Source organism: Paenibacillus sp. FSL R5-0470, from assembly GCF_037975205.1.
Lineage (GTDB): Bacteria > Bacillota > Bacilli > Paenibacillales > Paenibacillaceae > Paenibacillus_AQ.
The window spans coordinates 6,816,732-6,834,286 of record NZ_CP150238.1 but is presented as its reverse complement, the minus strand read 5'-3'; the positions used below and the strand labels follow the sequence as shown (position 1 = coordinate 6,834,286).

Sequence of the window (17,555 nt, the reverse complement as noted above, 5' to 3'; positions counted from 1 at the left end):
ATGGTCCATTCATGTCTGAATTAAATCAATTAATTAGTGAGCAGTTGCAGTGGTTTGTGTTTGGTTTTACAGTAATTATGTTAGTGCTGATAATCACTGTGATCGCCCAGGGGGCTAAGCTGCGTGCTATGCGGCGTAAATATGAGGCCATGATGGCTGGGAGCGGTGTGGAGGATCTGGAAGGCCTTCTAATTGATCTGAAGAACCAAAGCGACATGCTGGAAGAAGAACAACGTGAGCAAAAAACCGTATTAGAAGCAACTCAAACTAGAATGCGTGGCATGAAGTCCAATATTGCGCTGAAGCGTTATAATGCCTTTGGTGAACGTGGCAATGATCTGAGTTTCTCAGTCGCTATACTGGATGACAACAGTAGTGGTATTGTATTAACCAGTCTTCATAATCGTGAGAATTCTTACATTTACTCTAAACCTATGCAGAATGGCGAATCACAATATGTCTTATCACCTGAAGAAAAAGAAGTAGTTACTCTCGCGTTGCAGCGGACCTAGCATGAAGATTCCATTGCTTTAAGGCAGAATATAGACTCGTAGCTATAATATCAGATAATCGCATAACTAAACTTAATCGCGTGTTCTGTAATACAAAATACTCCATAAAGCCGCCGACATTAACGATTCCTGTCAAATGGATATCACCTACCGGCGGCAATTGTTTATTTACGCCAGCACCTGGTCTCAAAGGCCCTTCAACGACTTGGATGCATCCCACACTAGTAGAGTGACCTAAACAAGCATCTATACCGATGATAAAGGGGTTACTATATCTTTCGTTGATTAGGGATAGAGTTTCCTCAAGGTTAACGGCATGGACAGGCTCCTCAAGAGTTCCATATAAATGAAACAACGGACTATGAAAACGCGACAATGCAGTGCCAACAAGAGGGCCAAGAGAGTCTCCTGTGGATCGGTCCGTACCTACACAAATGACGACAATCTGTGTTTCCGGGCGTGTACGTGCAAAGTGAAACAGTAGCCGGTGAGTAATAGCAGAATAGATATCGGGATCGGTATGTGATATTTTTAAACAGGACGTTTCTTGCGCTGATGTAGCTTTGGATGAAAAATTCATACCATCTTCCTTTCTGAAGCTGATTCTATTTGATGGTATCTAGTATATGGATAGAAGAGGGGTTTTATACTACAGCGGCAAGAGATAGGACGATAAACCTATGGGAGGCGTAACGTATATGCAGGAAGAGATGTTGATCGCGTTTGACTCTACCCAGCAGGCGCTTCGTGCTGAAATGCTGCTTGAGTATTCGGAAATTGAAATTGATATATTTCCAACCCCGAAAGAGATCACGGCAGGATGCGCGATATCGATTCAGTTTTATCAAAGTGCACTGGAAGAGGTACAAAGGATAGTAACGGAACAGAATATCGAAATACGCGGTATCTACGGAAAACACAACGAGAACTACATACTGATTGAGAGGTAGGGAGGACTATACAATATGAATAGGTGGATATTAGAGGCTACTACTCCCGGTGATGCTGTAAAAGAAGCCTTGCGTTTTAAAGATAAGGTATGGAATTGGTTTACCGATGCTGATATGTGGGCCAATGTCTTATTCTCAGGACTACGAATTCTTATTATTTATCTCTTAACTAGGGTTATTATTAAGATTGTTTCTAATATTATTGATCGTTCGCTTGAACGTAAAACCGGCGGCAGAATTCTGTCTAACACACGAAGGTTTACTACGGTAGGGGAATTGATGAAAAATGTAGTAACGGTTATCTGTAATTTTGTGATGATCATGCTCGTTCTTTCAGAGCTCCACTTCGATTTGGCACCCTTGTTGGCCGGAGCGGGTGTGCTTGGTCTTGCAGTAGGTTTTGGAGCGCAAAGCCTGGTGAAGGATGTTATTACAGGGTTCTTTATTATTTTGGAGGACCAATTTGCGGTTGGTGATGTAATTCAGACAGGTACTTATAAAGGGACTGTAGAATTAATCGGATTGCGAACAACAAGACTGTTAAGTGCAACCGGAGAAGTATTTATTATCCCTAATGGACTAATTACGAATGTGACGAACTATTCTCTTTCCAATGCATTGGCTGTAGTTGATGTTCCTGTTAAAATGGAGCGAAGCTTGGAAGCCACGTTAGGATTAATTGGCGAGGCGCTAAAAGGAATAGAAGAACGTAACTCCAATGTGCTTGCTTACCCTAACGTGCTCGGAATACAGTCCATGAGTACCTCGGAATATGTGATTCGTATAGCTGCCAGCTGTGCTCCTAATGCAAGAGATGCAGCGGAGAGACAAATTCAAAACGACATAAAGCAGGCATTAGAGAAACAGAGCATGCTGGAACTGGCTCAAGCTGAAGAAGAAGCAAGTAAGAAGGCAGAGGCAGAGGCGAAGGCTCAAATAGATCTTGCAAAAACAGAACATGCACTAGAAGTTACAGGGTCGGCAAGCACTGGATCAAGACGGCAAATCGCAGCTACACAAGAAGGAGAAGAGGGGGAAGAATAGTGGAACGTAAAGTTTTTCAGCTTGGGGATATAGTGCAAATGAAGAAGCAGCATCCTTGTGGATCTAATGAGATGGAAATCATTCGCATGGGGATGGATATCCGAATTAAATGTACAGGCTGTCAGCATAGTGTTCTGATTCCCCGTGCTAAATTCGAGAAGAATATGAAGAAGGTACTGCGCTCTGCGGAGGAAAATACAGACAATAATTAAGCTTGCAAATGGCATGTCTGCATGATACAATTATTTTTGCTGCGGAGAGGTACCCAAGAGGCCCAAGGGGGCTGACTCGAAATCAGTTAGGCGTGTCAAAGCGTGCGTGGGTTCGAATCCCACCCTCTCCGCCACTTCAGCATATATAACATTTAATGATTCCTTCGTTCCTGTAACGGAGGTTTTTTTGTGTCTATAATAGCCGATAAACAGGATAATATACAACTCAAAAAGAAGGGCCCTTTCGGGTCCTTCTTCAGGAGGCAGTACATCAATGATGTTTGGAATTTCTCTGTTTATAGCGACTAAAGTGATTTAGGCGTTGCTGAGGCTAATGCTTTTTTAAGGCAATAACCCACTACTCTTCCCAGCTTACAATAGATGCTGAATCAGATCTCCTGTGATTGTGTTCGTCTACGACGGCCAACGGAACCACACCTCTCTTTTGTACTGCCTGAGTATAGTATGTGTAATGTCGTTTTTTTTATACACATTTATTTTTTTAATATGCTCGAACTAGTGTACGCGTGCTTTTTCAACCTTTTTCCACTTTCGATTTTTGTTGGTGGTCTCAGGGAAGGTGTCCCCTTTTTCCATTTTAATGTGCTGTGGATTCGAAATCTCAGTATGGAAGCTTCGCGCTTCGCCTACCTCTGTGTACATGCCTGGATTGGGGGCCTTGTCGCCTTCTTCATATTCCGTTTTCTCACCCATCATTATTCCTCCTTTTTTAGTGTAGATGAATTCGTAATTATTGTGCGCAGGTAGTGATTTTTTCATGTAAAAAGAGGGGGAGGAGTTGTCCTGTATTAATATTGCTTGCACTCTGCTGTTCATTTTGGTATATTAATCAGGTGCGAGTCTATGTTTGTGCTCGTTCCTTGCTCCTGACGTGATTAGGGGCCTCAGACCATAAGGAGGTGAAAATTATGCGCAAATATGAAGTGATGTACATTATTCGTCCTGACATTGAACAAGAAGCCGTTCAAGCAGCAGTCGATAAATTCCAAGGCATCATCTCCAATGGCGGGGAAATTACAAAGCACGAAGTGCAAGGTAAACGCCGTCTTGCGTATGAGATCAAGAAATTCCGTGATGGCGTTTATGTTTTGGTTAACTTCAATGCAGAACCTGCAGTAGTTACTGAATTAGAACGTCTTATGAAGATTTCTGACGAAGTTATTCGTTATCTCATTACGAACGACGTTGCTTAAGATCTTGACAAGCTTTGTAATGAATCGCTCTAAAGGAGGGGACCAGAATTGTTGAACCGTATCATTTTGATCGGACGGTTGACCCGTGACCCGGAACTTCGTTATACTCCCGCTGGTGTTGCCGTAACGCAATTTACGCTAGCCGTAGATCGTAACTTTACGGGCCAGAACGGTGAACGTGAGGCAGACTTCATCCCGGTTGTAACCTGGAGACAGCTAGCAGAAACCTGTGCCAATTACTTGCGCAAAGGTCGTCTGACAGCAGTGGAAGGACGCATCCAAGTGCGGAATTATGAGAATAACGAAGGCAAACGTGTATACGTAACTGAAGTTATTGCTGATAATGTTCGTTTCCTGGAATCTTCACAGAGCCGTGAAGGTGGAAATACTTCAAGTGGTGCAAGTAGTATGCCTGAAGAGCCAGCATATGGTGGCGGTGGTAACGCTGGACGCGGAAATAACAACAATAATTTCTCGCGTAACAACAATACTCAAGATCCTTTTTCGGGCGATGGTAAACCGATTGATATATCGGATGATGATTTGCCATTTTAATTAGGAAGGACTGAAAAGAATATGGCTTTTAAACCAAGAGAAGGCGCTGACAACGACAAAAGACCAGCACGTCGTGGTGGACGCAACAAGCGTAAAAAAGTTTGCTTTTTCACTGTGAACAAGATTACTCACATTGATTATAAAGATACCGAACTTCTTAAGAAGTTCATCAGCGAACGTGGAAAGATTTTGCCACGTCGTGTAACAGGTACAAGTGCAAAATACCAACGCGCTCTTACCATTGCTGTAAAACGCTCGCGTCAAATCGCGTTGCTTCCTTACACAACGGAATAGGACGTTTTATAAAAGCAGTCGGGAAACCGGCTGCTTTTTTTGTATGCAGAAAAGGAACCGTTAATAGTAGGGTAAGCATGAAATCGAATTATTTGGGCGTTGAATCGTTTGACGTTGGCACTTTATTATGTTAAATTACAGCTATCCTATAACTAAAGGGGAAATTTTGATGTTGGTGACCGTTCTTAACTAGCAATTTCATAACACTTGATTAGGAAGGCTTTAGCAGGCTCGTCATGAGGCGATTACGTGCTCTATTTGAGTTCGTATTACGCAGCAGTCTGTTGTTCCTTACGGGTGGATGATTTAGTTAAGAACACACGAAGCGTCAAATGGCCTCTTTACGGCTGTTGTTCTCTTTGTAATTAACCGTGCTCTTATTGCACGGTTTTTTTGTTTTTCGGCACCAGTTCTCATTTCGGGGCCTTAGGACGATAGAGGGCATCAGTATAAAAAGAAGGGCAAGGACTGCCATAGTGGCATTCTTTGCCCTTCTTTGCGTTATGGAGAATTAGGTCCAAACCAATAGATACTTGAAGGAGGATTTGCTGTGAATTTACAAAGTCTAAACACGCTGGAATACGAAATCATTAAAACCGAGCTTGGGCGCCACGCAGTATCTTATGTAGGAAAAAAAGCTGTAGAAGAGCTTATGCCAATGACCTACTTGCCGACGATTCAAAGAGCAATGGAGGAAACTTCAGAAGCTAAAGAACTGCTGGAACGAGGATCGAGTGTACCCATTCCTTCATTAGAAGGCATTGAGTGGATCATGTCATTAATGGGGACGGGATATTTGTACAGTGAGCAAGATTTCACTGCGGTTGCTATATTTCTTAAGAGCTGTAGTCAACTGCGCAAATATATGGCCTCTAAAGAACAGAGCGCTCCACGGATTGCTGCATATGCATCCTCGTTAATGGAGTTAAATCACGTGAGGGAGGCTATTGATCGCTGTATCCGTTTTGGTGCGATTGATGATGGAGCAAGTAAGGGGTTAGAGCGAGTTCGTAAACGGATTGTAGTGGCTAAAGAACGTCTTCATAAAAAAATCGACGGAATTATGTCACGCCATCAATCGATTTTGCAGGAGAATATTTATAGTCAGCGAGGTGGACGTTACGTTATCCCCGTAAAACGGGAATATCATAAACAAATAAAAGGATCGGTGCTTGATCAATCCACAAGTGGACAGACGGTATTTATTGAACCAGACGAGATCGCTGCTCTCCAAATTGAGCTTGATTTGCTTTTGGGTGAAGAGGCGCGAGAAGAAGCCGTAATCCTCAGCATGCTGACTAGCTTGGTAGAACAGGAACAGGCTGCCCTGCACCTTAATATTGAGGCTACGGGCACGTATGATTTTATTTTTGCTAAAGCTAAATATGCACGAACACTGGGGGCATCTTCTGTTACGCTGAATGCGAAAGGCTTTCTAAAGATGAATGGAGGCAGGCATCCCATGCTGAAGGGGATGATTCCGATCAATCTGGAGGTTGGTAAGGGGTATGAATCCCTTATCATTACAGGCCCAAATACAGGTGGTAAAACTGTGGTCCTTAAGACACTAGGGCTGCTGACGATCATGGCTCAATCGGGGCTGTTGATTCCGGTCGAGGAGGGTAGCGAATTCACTATTTTTACGGATGTAATCAGTGTAATTGGCGACGGACAAAGTCTGGCACAATCCCTCAGCACATTCTCGGCGCAAATGAAGAGTATTGAGGGAATGCTGAGAGATGCATCTAAAGGGGTGCTGCTGCTCATTGACGAGCTGGCGGCTGGTACGGATCCCGGGGAAGGCATTGCGCTCTCTATCGCGATTCTGGAAGAGCTGAGCCGTAAAGGGGCGAATATTATTGTTACTACACATTTTAATGAGCTAAAAGCCTTTGCAGCCGCAACGACGGGCTTTCAAAATGCGCGAATGGAATTTGATAAAGAAACGCTACAGCCGTTGTATCGATTGACGATTGGAGAAGCGGGGGAAAGTTACGCTCTGCAGATCGCTAAAAAGCTGGGGATACAGGATAACGTTATTAAGAGATCATGGGAAATCGTAGAGGCGCAGCAACAAAGGCTACAGAAAGGCAGCGGAGAGGCATGGGGAAGTTTTTTGAGCAAAGAAGATGGAGAGCAAGAATATGCTGCACTTCCAGAAAAGGAACATGGCAACGCAGAAGAAGAGGCTGCTCCATCTGACCGCAGCAAGGAGAAGCTGATTCAATTTGAAATTGGAGATGCAGTTGTGGTAACGTCACTCGGCCGGACAGGGATCGTATATGAGAAGAGAGATCATTTAGGAATGGTTGGGGTGATGATCCAGAAGCAAAAAATGAAAATTAACCATAAGCGGTTGAAGCCCTATCTTTCAAAAGAAGAGCTATACCCGGAGGAATATGACTTTGATATTATTTTTGAGAGTAAGGATACACGTAAAAAGCGCAAGTTGATGCAGCGTAAACATGTTGAGGGTTTAACGATTACGCACAGAGATGAAGAATAGATTCAATGAAGATCTGTCCACGAGACAGGTCTTTTTTTATAGTTATAACGAAATAAGTGAATTTCAAGCAGGAGTAAAGGCCTAGGGCTTAGAAGTTATTGTAACCACCATAAAACTTTGTTACAGTAAAAATATTTATGTTCCATAACTTAAATGTAGATATACGTTCAACTAGAGAAGGGAAGAAACACATGAATAATAAGAAAATATGCAGGTTGTTGTTAACGCTGCTCGTGATGGCAACTCTATTGTCAGCATGTAGTAGAACAACTTCTAGCAGTAATCCATTATCTTCGCGCCATAATATAGTAGACGATAAGCCACAAGCTGGTGGAGTAGTTACCTACGGATTCTCCTCACCATTTACGGGTTTGTTTGAGCCTGCTTTTTATGAAGGTGAAGATGATTTTCATGTGCTGGAATTTATTACTGAGCCGATGTTTCAGGTAAATGATGAACTAGTGACGGTTCCTAATATCGCCTCTTGGCAGGAATCTGATGATCATAAAGTATTTACCTTTAAAATTAAACCGGGAATCCGTTGGCATAACGGTGATGAATTAACGGTAGAGGATTGGAAATTCGCAATTGAAACTATTGCTAGTCCAGATTATACGGGCTCGCATTATTATAGTGTTGAAATGATTCAGGGTGCAGAAGCCTATCATGAGGGAGAAGCGAAGGGCATATCCGGATTGAAGGTTATAGATCCTTATACTTTGAAAATAACTGTAACTGCTGCACGGGTAAACACCATCGATAGTCTGTGGCCCTATCCGATGAATAAAAAATACTATACTGGAATTGCTGTTAAAGATATGCCTGAAAGTGACCAGATGCGAAAATCTCCTATAGGTATTGGCCCTTTTGAGGTTGAACATATTCAGCCTGGCCAGAGGGTAGAAATGAAACGTTTTGATCAATATTACAAGGGCAAAGCGCTATTGGATGGGATAGTGTATAAGGCATTTGATGATAAGGAAGTGGCTGAACGCTTTAAAACAGGAGAGATTGACATAGAGTCAGCCCCTCGGGATGTTTATGATGATCTAAAAGAACTGGATAATATTAACATTCTGCAAACTGCTGAGCTAGGCTATGAATATATAGGTTTTAAATTCGGGCATTGGGATACGGAAACCGAGACCATCGTAATGGATAACCCTAAATTTGAAGACAAAAGATTACGGCAAGCTATGTATTATGCTTTAGATCGTGAAGGGATCATCAAAGCATATTCCCACGGTTTAGCTGAGCCTGTAGAGACTCCAATATCTAGCACTAGCTGGGCGAAGATCCCTGATACTGAGATTAATGCTTATCTGTATAATCCTACAAAGGCCAAGGAACTGCTGGATGCTGCTGGGTTCTTGGATCTAGACGGTGATGGATTACGGGAAGACCCAAAGGGCCAGAAGCTGATGATCCATTTTGATTCTATGCTAGGCAGTCAAACAGCAGAGCTACGTACTAATGCCATTTTAAGAAATTGGCGTGATGTTGGACTCGATGTACAGCTGAACGGTGGAGCCTTAAAGGAATTCCATGCTTTCTACGACGCAGTGGAAGCCGATGATCCGTCTATCGAACTATTTTATGGAGTATGGGGGCTAGCGAGTGATCCCGATCCAACAGGTCTATGGAGAGAAAATGATCTATGGAACTATCCCCGTTGGTCTTCCGAGCGGAATGAAGAGCTGATTCGTGAAGGCGTAAGTATGAAGGCATACGATATGGATTATCGTAAAGAAATATACTATGAGTGGCAGAAGCTGGTTAATGAAGAGGTGCCTATGATCTTTTTTGCCGAACGAAAAGCGATAGTTCCAGTAAATAAGCGCCTACAGGGCGTTCGCGTGAATTCAATGAGTACGATTATTGACCCTTATAAATGGTGGATTAAGGAAGAGGACGAAAAATAAAATAATAATTTTTTGTGAAAAGTGAAATCAAATTGTAGTTTCATTCGTCATATATAGTATGGAGGATGACGACGATGAAGAGACGGATAGTAGTAGGGGCAATCGCAGCTGTATTAGTCGTTGTCTTAATTGCGGTATGGAGGCCAACTGGGCTTGGTTTTAAACCGAATATTGACGCGGAATCAGCAGTGCTTCTAGATATGGATACCGGAGATATATGGGTGGATATTAATGGTGATGTACCCATGCCACCGGCCAGTGTATCTAAATTAATGACAGAAATGATTGTGCTGGATCAAATCTCCTCTGGAATGATTAGATGGGAGGATAGAGTCCCAATTAGTGCCTATGCAAGTAAAATGGGCGGCACAAGTCTCTCATTGAAGCGGGGAGAATTCTATACTATAAGAGAATTATTCGAAGGAGTCACTATTTATTCTGCCAACGATGCTACTGTTGCATTGGCTGAGTATATGGCTGGTTCAGAAGCCTCTTTTGTGCTCATGATGAACGACAAGGCACATAGTCTAGGCTTATCTTCTCGTACAATATTTACTAATGCAACGGGCCTATCAGGTAAGGATCTTGGTTTCACTGATCCGAATATGCATATCAGCGGTGAGACTATGATGACAGCTCGTGATACCGCTAAATTGGCTGCCGCACTAATCTATCATCATCCGGATATTCTCAATATTTCCAGCCGTACACAAATGCATTTGAAGAATAAGGGGCTATATGTAAGTAATAGCAATTTCATGTTGCCAGCTATGGGTGGCATTTACGCTTATGAGGGTACAGATGGTTTAAAGACTGGACATAATAACCGGGCAGGATACTGTATTGCAGGCTCGGCTCAGCGGGATGGGCATAGGCTTATTGCAGTCGTTATGGGGGCAAAGACTTATGAGAGCCGATTTGAAGGGGCAGCAAAATTATTTGATTACGGATTTTTCCGTGGTTTACAATCCGGAGATCGGGTTAAACATATGATGAATCCGCTCAGAATTAGGAACTAAAGTCGGAGCGCCATACCAGTATTTATTACTTGGTTTGGTGCTTTTTCCCTATTCATGTCGTTATTTGTGGTTTCTTTTTATCCATTTAGTGATTACAATAGAAATATTGTTTTAGTCCACATTATTTTAGAACCGCAAAAAACTTTTTTTTCTATAATTTTGAATGACCTGAATTTCTTGAAAGGGGGGACAATAAGATAATGGAATAAGGGTCAGTTGATCGCCGTGAGAAATAAAGTCATGACTGCCTGATAAAGATTCAGGAAGCATTATATATATGGCAAGCAATTATTCTACAATAAAGAAGGAATCAAAAATGAAGGAATCAAAGATGAAAAAAATAAAGAAAAGATATATCGCCCTCATTGTTCTTGTTGTTATTATAGCGGGAGGCTTTCTGTTTCGTAATTCCCTGGCTGTATTAGCCTTCGACCTCTTTTTGTCTGATCGGGTTGAAACTAAGCTAAAGGAAGAATCTTACCAGCCGCTTAAGGATGATAATAAGGTTAAGCCAGAACCGGTTGTGTACAAGAGCGATCCGTTCTCAATTATGCTCTTAGGTACCGATCAACGTGATAATGAAACGGCACGTTCAGATACCATGATGTACGCTGTTGTTCGGCCTGAGGACTATAAGATCCTGCTCATTTCTATTCCGCGTGATACGTATACGGAAATTATAGGTCATAAGGATAATAAAAAGGATAAGATTACACATGCCTATGCTTTTGGGGGGCAACAGATGGCCAAGGATTCTCTAGAAGCTCTGCTTGGTCATGATATTCAATATTATGCGACAATAAATTTCCAAGGACTCAAGGATGCTGTAGATGCTATTGGAGGCGTTCCGCTGCCGATTAAGAAAGACATTGTGAACAAGGGTAAGGATCATGAAAAGTTTACAATTGAAGCTGGAAAGTCGCTTTATAACGGACAAGAAGCACTGAACTATACGCGTTATCGTGAGGATAGTGACTTTAACCGCACCAAACGCCAACAGGTTTTTATTGATGTTGTAGCGAATAAAATGTTATCGATCAGTCAAATTGGCAACATTCCGAAGTTGCTGGATATTATGGGAGATAATTTCAAAACCGATATAGAGCCTTCGATGATCATTAGTCTAGCCAAAAAATTCATGGGCGGAAAAGGCATGGATATCTCAAGCTTCACAGTTATGGGTGAAGGTAAACGTATGGATGGTATTTACTATGATATCGTTGATGAAGAGGATTTGAGTGAAGCTAAGGCGATGATCGACAACTGGATGAGTGCAGCAACACCTGTAGATCAACTAATTGAGCCGGGAAAAGCAAGTAATGCACTGGAGCCTAAATCAACAGCAGTTACGCAATAATTCTAAAGTGGAGTTCAAACTCATATAATTAATTGCAGCAGCCATTCACATTCTTATGGCTGCTGCTTACTGTCTTCATGCTATAATGTATTGGAACGCTTATTAAGCTGCCACGTATTAATAATTTTGTATGGTAGTAAAAGGAAGTTAAAGAACCGTAATTCCTTCGGAACTCTTTGAGGAGGATCAAGAGATGAATATTGCATTTTTTTTACTTCCGAAACAGGAAGTCGCTTGCGTAACGATCGATTCAACGCTACGCCAAACGTTGGAGAGGATGGAGTATCACCGTTATACTGCTGTCCCTATTCTGAACCGAAATGGAGAATACGCTGGTACGGTTACAGAGGGTGATCTGCTCTGGTATATGAAGGAATCCGAGGGCAAGGTTACTTTCGAGAACGCTTCAAAATTCTTGCTTAAAGATTTGCCGTTGAGGATGAATAACAGACCTGTCTCGATTGATGCGGATATGGAAGATCTGATTAATTTGGCTAAGGTACAGAACTTTGTTCCTGTAGTCGATGATATGAACCGGTTTATTGGCATCGTTCGCCGGAGTCAAGTCATAGAATATTGTGAGAAATTTGTATCAAAACAATCTCAAGAGTCATTATAGCCCAATTTATTCGCGGTAATAGAAGCAATCGGAACAAGGCCTGTATTTCCGGCGATAACGGAAAGCAGGTCTTTTTTAAAAATGAAAGAAGTACTAGTTCATCCCTTGTTTAAGCATACTTAAGGTGCGCGGGGCGCCTTGTGTGACACGGAATTTTTTATGCTATAATGGAGAATAAAGCTTTTTGCCGGAGGTAGAGAGACGTGTCCAATGTGCCGAAGGATCTGGATGTCGCTAAACGCGCCAAGGTAATTGAATGGTTAAAAACAGAAGTGATTGACCAAGTTTCACGGTTATTTAAAGCGTTATGGGAAGGCAGTACTACCCGTGTGGGCGACAGCCTGGCTAGTTTGATTATGAGCTCTTATATTTTGGGCCGCAGACTAGGGATTCCCTATCGTCAATTAGATGACTTGCTACTCGAGAAGCTCAGAAAGCATAAGCAGGAAGGGCATCAACTGGAAGAATGGTATCAAGATATATCTGCTTTAGAAGAACATATGCGTAAGAGGTGAATACTGTTGAAATTTCGCTGGTCATCTGTGGCTTGGAGCGTAGTATATTTACTTTTGCTGCTTAGTTTAACGACTCCACTGCTCATCATCACTACCCTATTTATGATTGTTCCGGCAGTAGTGTTATTCACTACGCTGAACACCAAACAATTCGTTCTACACGTATTGCCGGTGTTGCTGATTGTTGGTCTGATTACACCTATTTATGTGCTGATCGCGGCGTATTTCTTAATACCTGCTCTGGTTATGGGACGTTGGTATAAAAGACATGCTTCAGCAGTATCTACCGTGATTGCAGGTACGGTTACGATTCTTGGAGAATTCCTGTTACTCTTATTACTCGGTACGGCGTTATTTAACTTTGATTTGTCTAACTATGTGAACGATGTGCTGCAGATGGTTAACTCGCCTCTGTCTGATCTTGGTACTGCTAATCCACTGTTTACTGATCTTGGATTTACGACTGAGGATGTAAACAAGCTAAGTCATATGACGGTTCAAATGATCCCAATGACTCTAATCGTAAGCTCTTTTATGATAGCTGTCATTACGCATTCTATTGTTCGTCCGATTCTGAACAGTATGAATTATGCAGTGCCTAAGATGAAGCCTGCTCGTGAATGGAGACTTTCGAGATCGTTTATTTGGTATTATTTGATTGGTGTGGTTCTTCAGCTCTTCTTCTCAGGATCAGAGAATAATTACATCCTCATGATTTCTGCCAATCTACTGCCGTTGCTACGAATTGGCTTTATGATTCAGGCGATTGGATTTTTCTTCTTCCTGGCGCATGAACGCAAATGGAACAAGATGGTTGCCATTCTGCTAGCAATACCGGTCATTTTGCTGCCGCCGCTACGCATTATTGGTATTATTGATCTTGCTTTCCCACTGCGGGAGTATGTGACGAAATCGAAACGATAGGGTGAGAGTTCATGCCTAAATTTCTGCAAAGACGCTGGCACGGCTATCATACCGTATGGGCGTTCATGCTGCTGTTGGCCCTTATTATAATTGTTAGTATTTATAACTGGGCTCTTGGGGTCGTTAGCCTGTTTCTGGCAGGTACATTATGCTTCTATATGCTGAAGACGGAAATTTCGTTCCGCCGTAATCTGGTGGAATATATTAATGGATTAACTTTTCGTATTAAGCGAGTGGAGGGAGAAGCAGTGAGTATGCTGCCCCTCGGAATCATTCTGTTTAGCGAAGATCGAACAGTAGAATGGAATAACCGCTATGCTGGTGATATTTTTGCGCGCAAGTCTTTAGTTGGGGAACCGCTACTGGAATTGCTGCCGGATATGCAGTCTTTTTTTACGACGAATGTATCGGGAAAAAGGGATGTTCACAAAGATGGCGTATTGCATGACACTCGCCTTGAGCTCACTGTGGATGAACGATTTTATCAAGCTGTCATTATTCCAAGTGAACGTATTCTTTACATGTATGATATCACTGAGCTTGTGGTGCTACGTGAACGTTATGAGGATGAGAAGCTGGCGATTGGCATAGTGATGATGGATAATCTAGATGAATCTGCTCAAGGAATGGATGATCAACAGCGTACTTCTCTGATCGCTAAGGTAGCGAGTGAGATCACCGAATGGAGTAAACAGTTTGATGTTTATCTGCGTCGTCTGTCGTCTGAGCGTTATCTAATGCTACTTAATCATCGTAGTCTGCAAGCACTGGAAGAAAGTCGATTCGTTATTCTCGATGAGATTAGGGAAATGACGGCCGACCTTAAAGTGCCTATGACACTGAGTATTGGTATGGCATTTGGAGCGGACTCTGCAAGCGAGCTAGGTGCCTTAGCACAATCAAGTTTGGACATGGCGCTCGGCCGAGGTGGAGATCAGGCTGCTGTAAAAGCAGGTCAGAGGTTGTCTTTCTACGGTGGAAAGAGTAATGCTGCGGAGAAGCGTACACGAGTGCGGGCACGAGTCATTGCGCATGCGCTGCGTGATTTAATGCAGGAGAGCGACCGTGTGCTGATCCTCGGCCACCGCACACCGGATATCGATGCTGTTGGTGCTGCGATTGGCCTTCTGAGAGCCGCACAGATGTATAATGTAGAGGCTAGCATTGTGATGGAGACTCCTAATCCTTCCATAACGAACATGATGGAGCAGATTCGGAAAGATGATGAATTGTTTAAGTCGTTCATCACAACGGAGCAGTCTTTACAAGTGATGACGGAGCATACACTGCTTATTGTTGTAGATACCCATAAGGCATCTATGACAATGGAACCGCGGCTTGTGCAATATGCGAGTAGAATTGTGGTGGTGGATCATCACCGTAGAGGTGAAGAGTTCATCAACGATGCTGTACTTGTCTATTTAGAGCCTTATGCTTCATCGACCTGTGAGCTGGTGACAGAGTTGCTTCAATATATCCATGAGAAGGTAAAGATTAGTCCATTGGATGCTACAATGCTTTTAGCGGGAATTACTGTAGATACGAAGCACTTTGCACTGCATACAGGCTCACGTACATTTGAAGCTGCAGGGTTTCTGCGCCGAAATGGTGCGGATACCGTTCTTATTCAGCGTATGCTGAAGGAGGATTTACAGGAGTATATTTCAAAAGCCGAAATTATCAAACATGCGCGTATGATTTATGATCAAATCGCATTGGTCGTTACGGCACCAGGTATGAAGATTCCACAGCTACTTATCGCTCAGACTGCGGATACATTACTTGGGATGACGAACGTAGTCGCTTCATTTGTCATTAGTGAGCGACCAGACGGCCTGATAAGCATTAGTGCTCGATCACTTGGGCGTATGAATGTACAGGTCGTGATGGAAAAAATGGGTGGTGGTGGGCATCTATCGAACGCCGCGGTACAGCTAGAAGGAACATGTAAAGAAGCAGAAGCCAGACTGCTGCAAGTGCTGGCTGAAATCGAATCGAAAGAGGGTTTATTCGAATGAAGGTCATTTTCATAAAAGATGTTAAGGGTCAAGGTAAAAAAGGTCAGGTTAAAGAGGTATCCGAAGGTTATGCTTCGAACTTCCTATTACCACGTGGATTAGTTCGTCCGGCAACGGAAGGCAATGTGAAGACGCTTGAGAATCAAGCAGCTGCTGAACAACGCCGTAAAGATAACGAAAAAGAAGAAGCTCAGCAACTGGGCAAGAAGATAGATGAGCTTACCCTGACTATGAAAGCAAAAGCAGGTGAAGGCGGCCGTCTATTCGGCGCAATCACGAGCAAACAAATTGCTGAAACGCTAGCTTCCACTCAAAGCATTTCCATCGATAAGCGCAAGATTGAGCTAGGAGAGCCGATTCGTCATTTGGGAGTGTTTCAAGTAAGTATAAAACTACACACTGAAGTAAAGGCTACCCTTAAGGTTCAGGTAACGGAGGAGTAACATGGGTGGAGATCTCTTTTTCGATCGGGTTCCCCCGCAGAATCTTGAGGCGGAGCAAGCGGTAATTGGTGCTGTTCTGTTGCAGGATGAAGCGCTCATTACTGCAATGGAACGGGTGAATACCGAAGACTTCTACGATAAGGCGCATCAAATGATTTTTGAGGCGATGGTGCAGCTCGGAGAAGAGAGCCAGCCGATTGATCTTGTTACGCTTACTTCTAGACTGCAGGACAAGGGAGAGCTCGAAGATATTGGTGGTGTTAGCTACCTAGCTAAGCTGGCGCATGCTGTGCCTACTGCGGCTAACGTAGAATACTACGCGCAGATTATTGAAGAAAAGGCTATGTTACGGCGTTTGATTCGTACAGCGACGCAAATCGTAAGCGAGGGTTACACCGGCGGCGAAGATGTAGCCGATATGCTGAGTGATGCAGAACGGCGAATTCTTGAAATCTCTAACCGGCGCAGCGGCAGTGGATTTATCGCAATCCGTGATGTTTTGATGGAAGTATTTGATAAGGTTGAACTCCTCCATCAGAATAAAGATAAGGGCGGCATGTCAGGTATTCCAACGGGATTTGTGGATTTAGACCATATGACTAATGGATTCCAGCGCAATGATTTGATTATTGTTGCAGCCCGTCCTTCTGTAGGTAAGACAGCATTCGCGCTAAATATTGCTCAGAATGTGGCCGTACGTGCCAAAGAGACGGTTGCCATATTTAGTCTGGAAATGTCTGCGCCGCAGCTAGTACAGCGGATGATTTGTGCCGAAGCTAATCTGGATGCGAATACTATGCGTACCGGTGACTTTAAGAGTGATGATGATTGGTCGAAGCTGACTATGGGCATTCAGTCCCTATCGGAGGCGGAGATTTATATCGATGATACAGCAGGGATTACTGTAACGGATATTCGTGCGAAATGCCGGAGGCTCAAGAAGGAAAAGGGCCTGGGGATGATCGTCATTGACTACTTGCAGCTCATTCAGGGCCGCGGTAAAGGCGGGGAAAACCGTCAACAGGAAGTATCGGATATATCCCGTACATTGAAGCAGATCGCTCGTGAATTGGACGTGCCGGTTATCGCCCTGTCGCAGCTTAGCCGGGGTGTGGAACAACGTCAGGATAAACGACCGATGATGAGTGACTTGCGTGAATCCGGTTCTATCGAGCAGGATGCCGACATTGTTGCGTTCTTGTATCGTGACGACTATTACAATCAGGACACTGAGAAGAAAAATATTATTGAAATTATTATAGCTAAACAGCGTAATGGTCCCGTTGGGACAGTAGAGCTTGTATTCCTCAAAAACTTCAACAAGTTCGTTAACTACGAGCGAGCACATGCAGAACCATTTGCTGGGTAACCTGTCATGTATGATATCCGAACGATTGCACATTTCTTTGTGTAATCGTTCGTTTTATTTGACTTTGAAAAAAACGGCTGTT

The 17,555-nt window shown here is 43.1% G+C and carries 19 protein-coding genes and 1 tRNA gene; 18 read left to right on the top strand and 2 right to left on the bottom strand.

Going from position 1 to position 17,555, the window contains the following annotated elements; all coding sequences use genetic code 11:
* Nucleotides 1-11 precede the first annotated feature (11 nt).
* Nucleotides 12-512 carry a DUF4446 family protein gene (locus MKY99_RS30315; RefSeq protein ID WP_042193049.1) on the top strand — a complete coding sequence of 167 codons (501 nt, stop codon included), beginning with the start codon at nucleotides 12-14 and terminating at the stop codon, nucleotides 510-512.
* Here the strand turns inward: MKY99_RS30315 and yyaC are convergent.
* Nucleotides 487-1,092: a spore protease YyaC gene (yyaC, locus tag MKY99_RS30310; protein WP_042131724.1), complete on the bottom strand. Its 606-nt coding sequence runs from the start codon at nucleotides 1,090-1,092 to the stop codon at nucleotides 487-489. The genes MKY99_RS30315 and yyaC overlap by 26 nt on opposite strands.
* A 118-nt stretch (nucleotides 1,093-1,210) precedes the next feature.
* On the opposite strand from yyaC, the gene MKY99_RS30305 reads away from it, so the two are divergent.
* From MKY99_RS30305 to MKY99_RS30290, 4 genes are all read left to right on the top strand, one after another.
* Nucleotides 1,211-1,462: a DUF3343 domain-containing protein gene (locus MKY99_RS30305; protein WP_339271843.1), complete on the top strand. Its 252-nt coding sequence runs from the start codon at nucleotides 1,211-1,213 to the stop codon at nucleotides 1,460-1,462.
* A 15-nt stretch (nucleotides 1,463-1,477) separates the two neighbouring features.
* Nucleotides 1,478-2,506 carry a mechanosensitive ion channel domain-containing protein gene (locus tag MKY99_RS30300; protein ID WP_339268033.1) on the top strand — a complete coding sequence of 343 codons (1,029 nt, stop codon included), beginning with the start codon at nucleotides 1,478-1,480 and terminating at the stop codon, nucleotides 2,504-2,506.
* On the top strand, nucleotides 2,506-2,718 hold the full coding sequence (locus MKY99_RS30295) for a DUF951 domain-containing protein (protein WP_042193044.1): 213 nt from the start codon (nucleotides 2,506-2,508) through the stop codon (nucleotides 2,716-2,718). The genes MKY99_RS30300 and MKY99_RS30295 overlap by 1 nt, the downstream gene beginning before the upstream one ends.
* Before the next feature lie 43 nt (nucleotides 2,719-2,761).
* A tRNA-Ser gene (locus MKY99_RS30290) sits at nucleotides 2,762-2,852 on the top strand.
* 382 nt (nucleotides 2,853-3,234) lie between these two features.
* On the opposite strand, the gene MKY99_RS30285 is transcribed toward MKY99_RS30290, so the two are convergent.
* Entirely contained in the window at nucleotides 3,235-3,432 is a 198-nt protein-coding gene (locus MKY99_RS30285; protein ID WP_042131720.1) for a YjzC family protein, read from the bottom strand.
* Between the two features lie 215 nt (nucleotides 3,433-3,647).
* Here MKY99_RS30285 and rpsF point away from each other — a divergent pair, with 215 nt between their 5' ends.
* From rpsF to dnaB, 13 genes are all read left to right on the top strand, one after another.
* Entirely contained in the window at nucleotides 3,648-3,932 is a 285-nt protein-coding gene (gene rpsF / locus MKY99_RS30280; RefSeq protein ID WP_036677776.1) for a 30S ribosomal protein S6, read from the top strand.
* Nucleotides 3,933-3,980: 48 nt separating this feature from the next.
* Entirely contained in the window at nucleotides 3,981-4,487 is a 507-nt protein-coding gene (gene ssb, locus MKY99_RS30275) for a single-stranded DNA-binding protein (RefSeq protein WP_036677780.1), read from the top strand.
* Between the two features lie 21 nt (nucleotides 4,488-4,508).
* Nucleotides 4,509-4,781, top strand: coding sequence for a 30S ribosomal protein S18 (gene rpsR, locus MKY99_RS30270; protein WP_036651767.1), 273 nt, complete (start codon nucleotides 4,509-4,511; stop codon nucleotides 4,779-4,781).
* 550 nt (nucleotides 4,782-5,331) lie between these two features.
* Nucleotides 5,332-7,287 (top strand): DNA mismatch repair protein MutS, encoded by a 1,956-nt coding sequence (locus MKY99_RS30265; protein ID WP_339268031.1) that lies wholly within the window; start codon nucleotides 5,332-5,334, stop codon nucleotides 7,285-7,287.
* Between the two features lie 191 nt (nucleotides 7,288-7,478).
* Entirely contained in the window at nucleotides 7,479-9,209 is a 1,731-nt protein-coding gene (opp4A, locus tag MKY99_RS30260; RefSeq protein ID WP_339268030.1) for an oligopeptide ABC transporter substrate-binding protein, read from the top strand.
* Nucleotides 9,210-9,283: 74 nt separating this feature from the next.
* Nucleotides 9,284-10,228, top strand: coding sequence for a D-alanyl-D-alanine carboxypeptidase family protein (locus tag MKY99_RS30255; RefSeq protein WP_339244147.1), 945 nt, complete (start codon nucleotides 9,284-9,286; stop codon nucleotides 10,226-10,228).
* A gap of 316 nt (nucleotides 10,229-10,544) precedes the next feature.
* Nucleotides 10,545-11,585, top strand: coding sequence for an LCP family protein (locus tag MKY99_RS30250; protein WP_339268028.1), 1,041 nt, complete (start codon nucleotides 10,545-10,547; stop codon nucleotides 11,583-11,585).
* Between the two features lie 193 nt (nucleotides 11,586-11,778).
* Nucleotides 11,779-12,204, top strand: a complete 426-nt coding sequence (locus MKY99_RS30245) for a CBS domain-containing protein (RefSeq protein ID WP_042193039.1) — start codon at nucleotides 11,779-11,781, stop codon at nucleotides 12,202-12,204.
* A gap of 212 nt (nucleotides 12,205-12,416) precedes the next feature.
* A complete protein-coding gene (locus tag MKY99_RS30240; RefSeq protein WP_170880353.1) occupies nucleotides 12,417-12,719 on the top strand; it encodes a MazG-like family protein in 303 nt (100 codons plus the stop codon).
* A gap of 6 nt (nucleotides 12,720-12,725) precedes the next feature.
* Nucleotides 12,726-13,643 carry a DUF2232 domain-containing protein gene (locus MKY99_RS30235; protein ID WP_076298104.1) on the top strand — a complete coding sequence of 306 codons (918 nt, stop codon included), beginning with the start codon at nucleotides 12,726-12,728 and terminating at the stop codon, nucleotides 13,641-13,643.
* 11 nt (nucleotides 13,644-13,654) lie between these two features.
* A complete protein-coding gene (locus tag MKY99_RS30230) occupies nucleotides 13,655-15,661 on the top strand; it encodes a DHH family phosphoesterase (RefSeq protein WP_339244144.1) in 2,007 nt (668 codons plus the stop codon).
* On the top strand, nucleotides 15,658-16,104 hold the full coding sequence (gene rplI, locus MKY99_RS30225) for a 50S ribosomal protein L9 (protein ID WP_042193036.1): 447 nt from the start codon (nucleotides 15,658-15,660) through the stop codon (nucleotides 16,102-16,104). The genes MKY99_RS30230 and rplI overlap by 4 nt, the downstream gene beginning before the upstream one ends.
* A gap of 1 nt (nucleotide 16,105) precedes the next feature.
* The gene (gene dnaB, locus MKY99_RS30220) at nucleotides 16,106-17,473 is read left to right on the top strand and encodes a replicative DNA helicase (protein ID WP_042131710.1); all 1,368 of its coding nucleotides are present in this window, start codon (nucleotides 16,106-16,108) and stop codon (nucleotides 17,471-17,473) included.
* The last annotated feature ends 82 nt before the right edge of the window (nucleotides 17,474-17,555 follow it).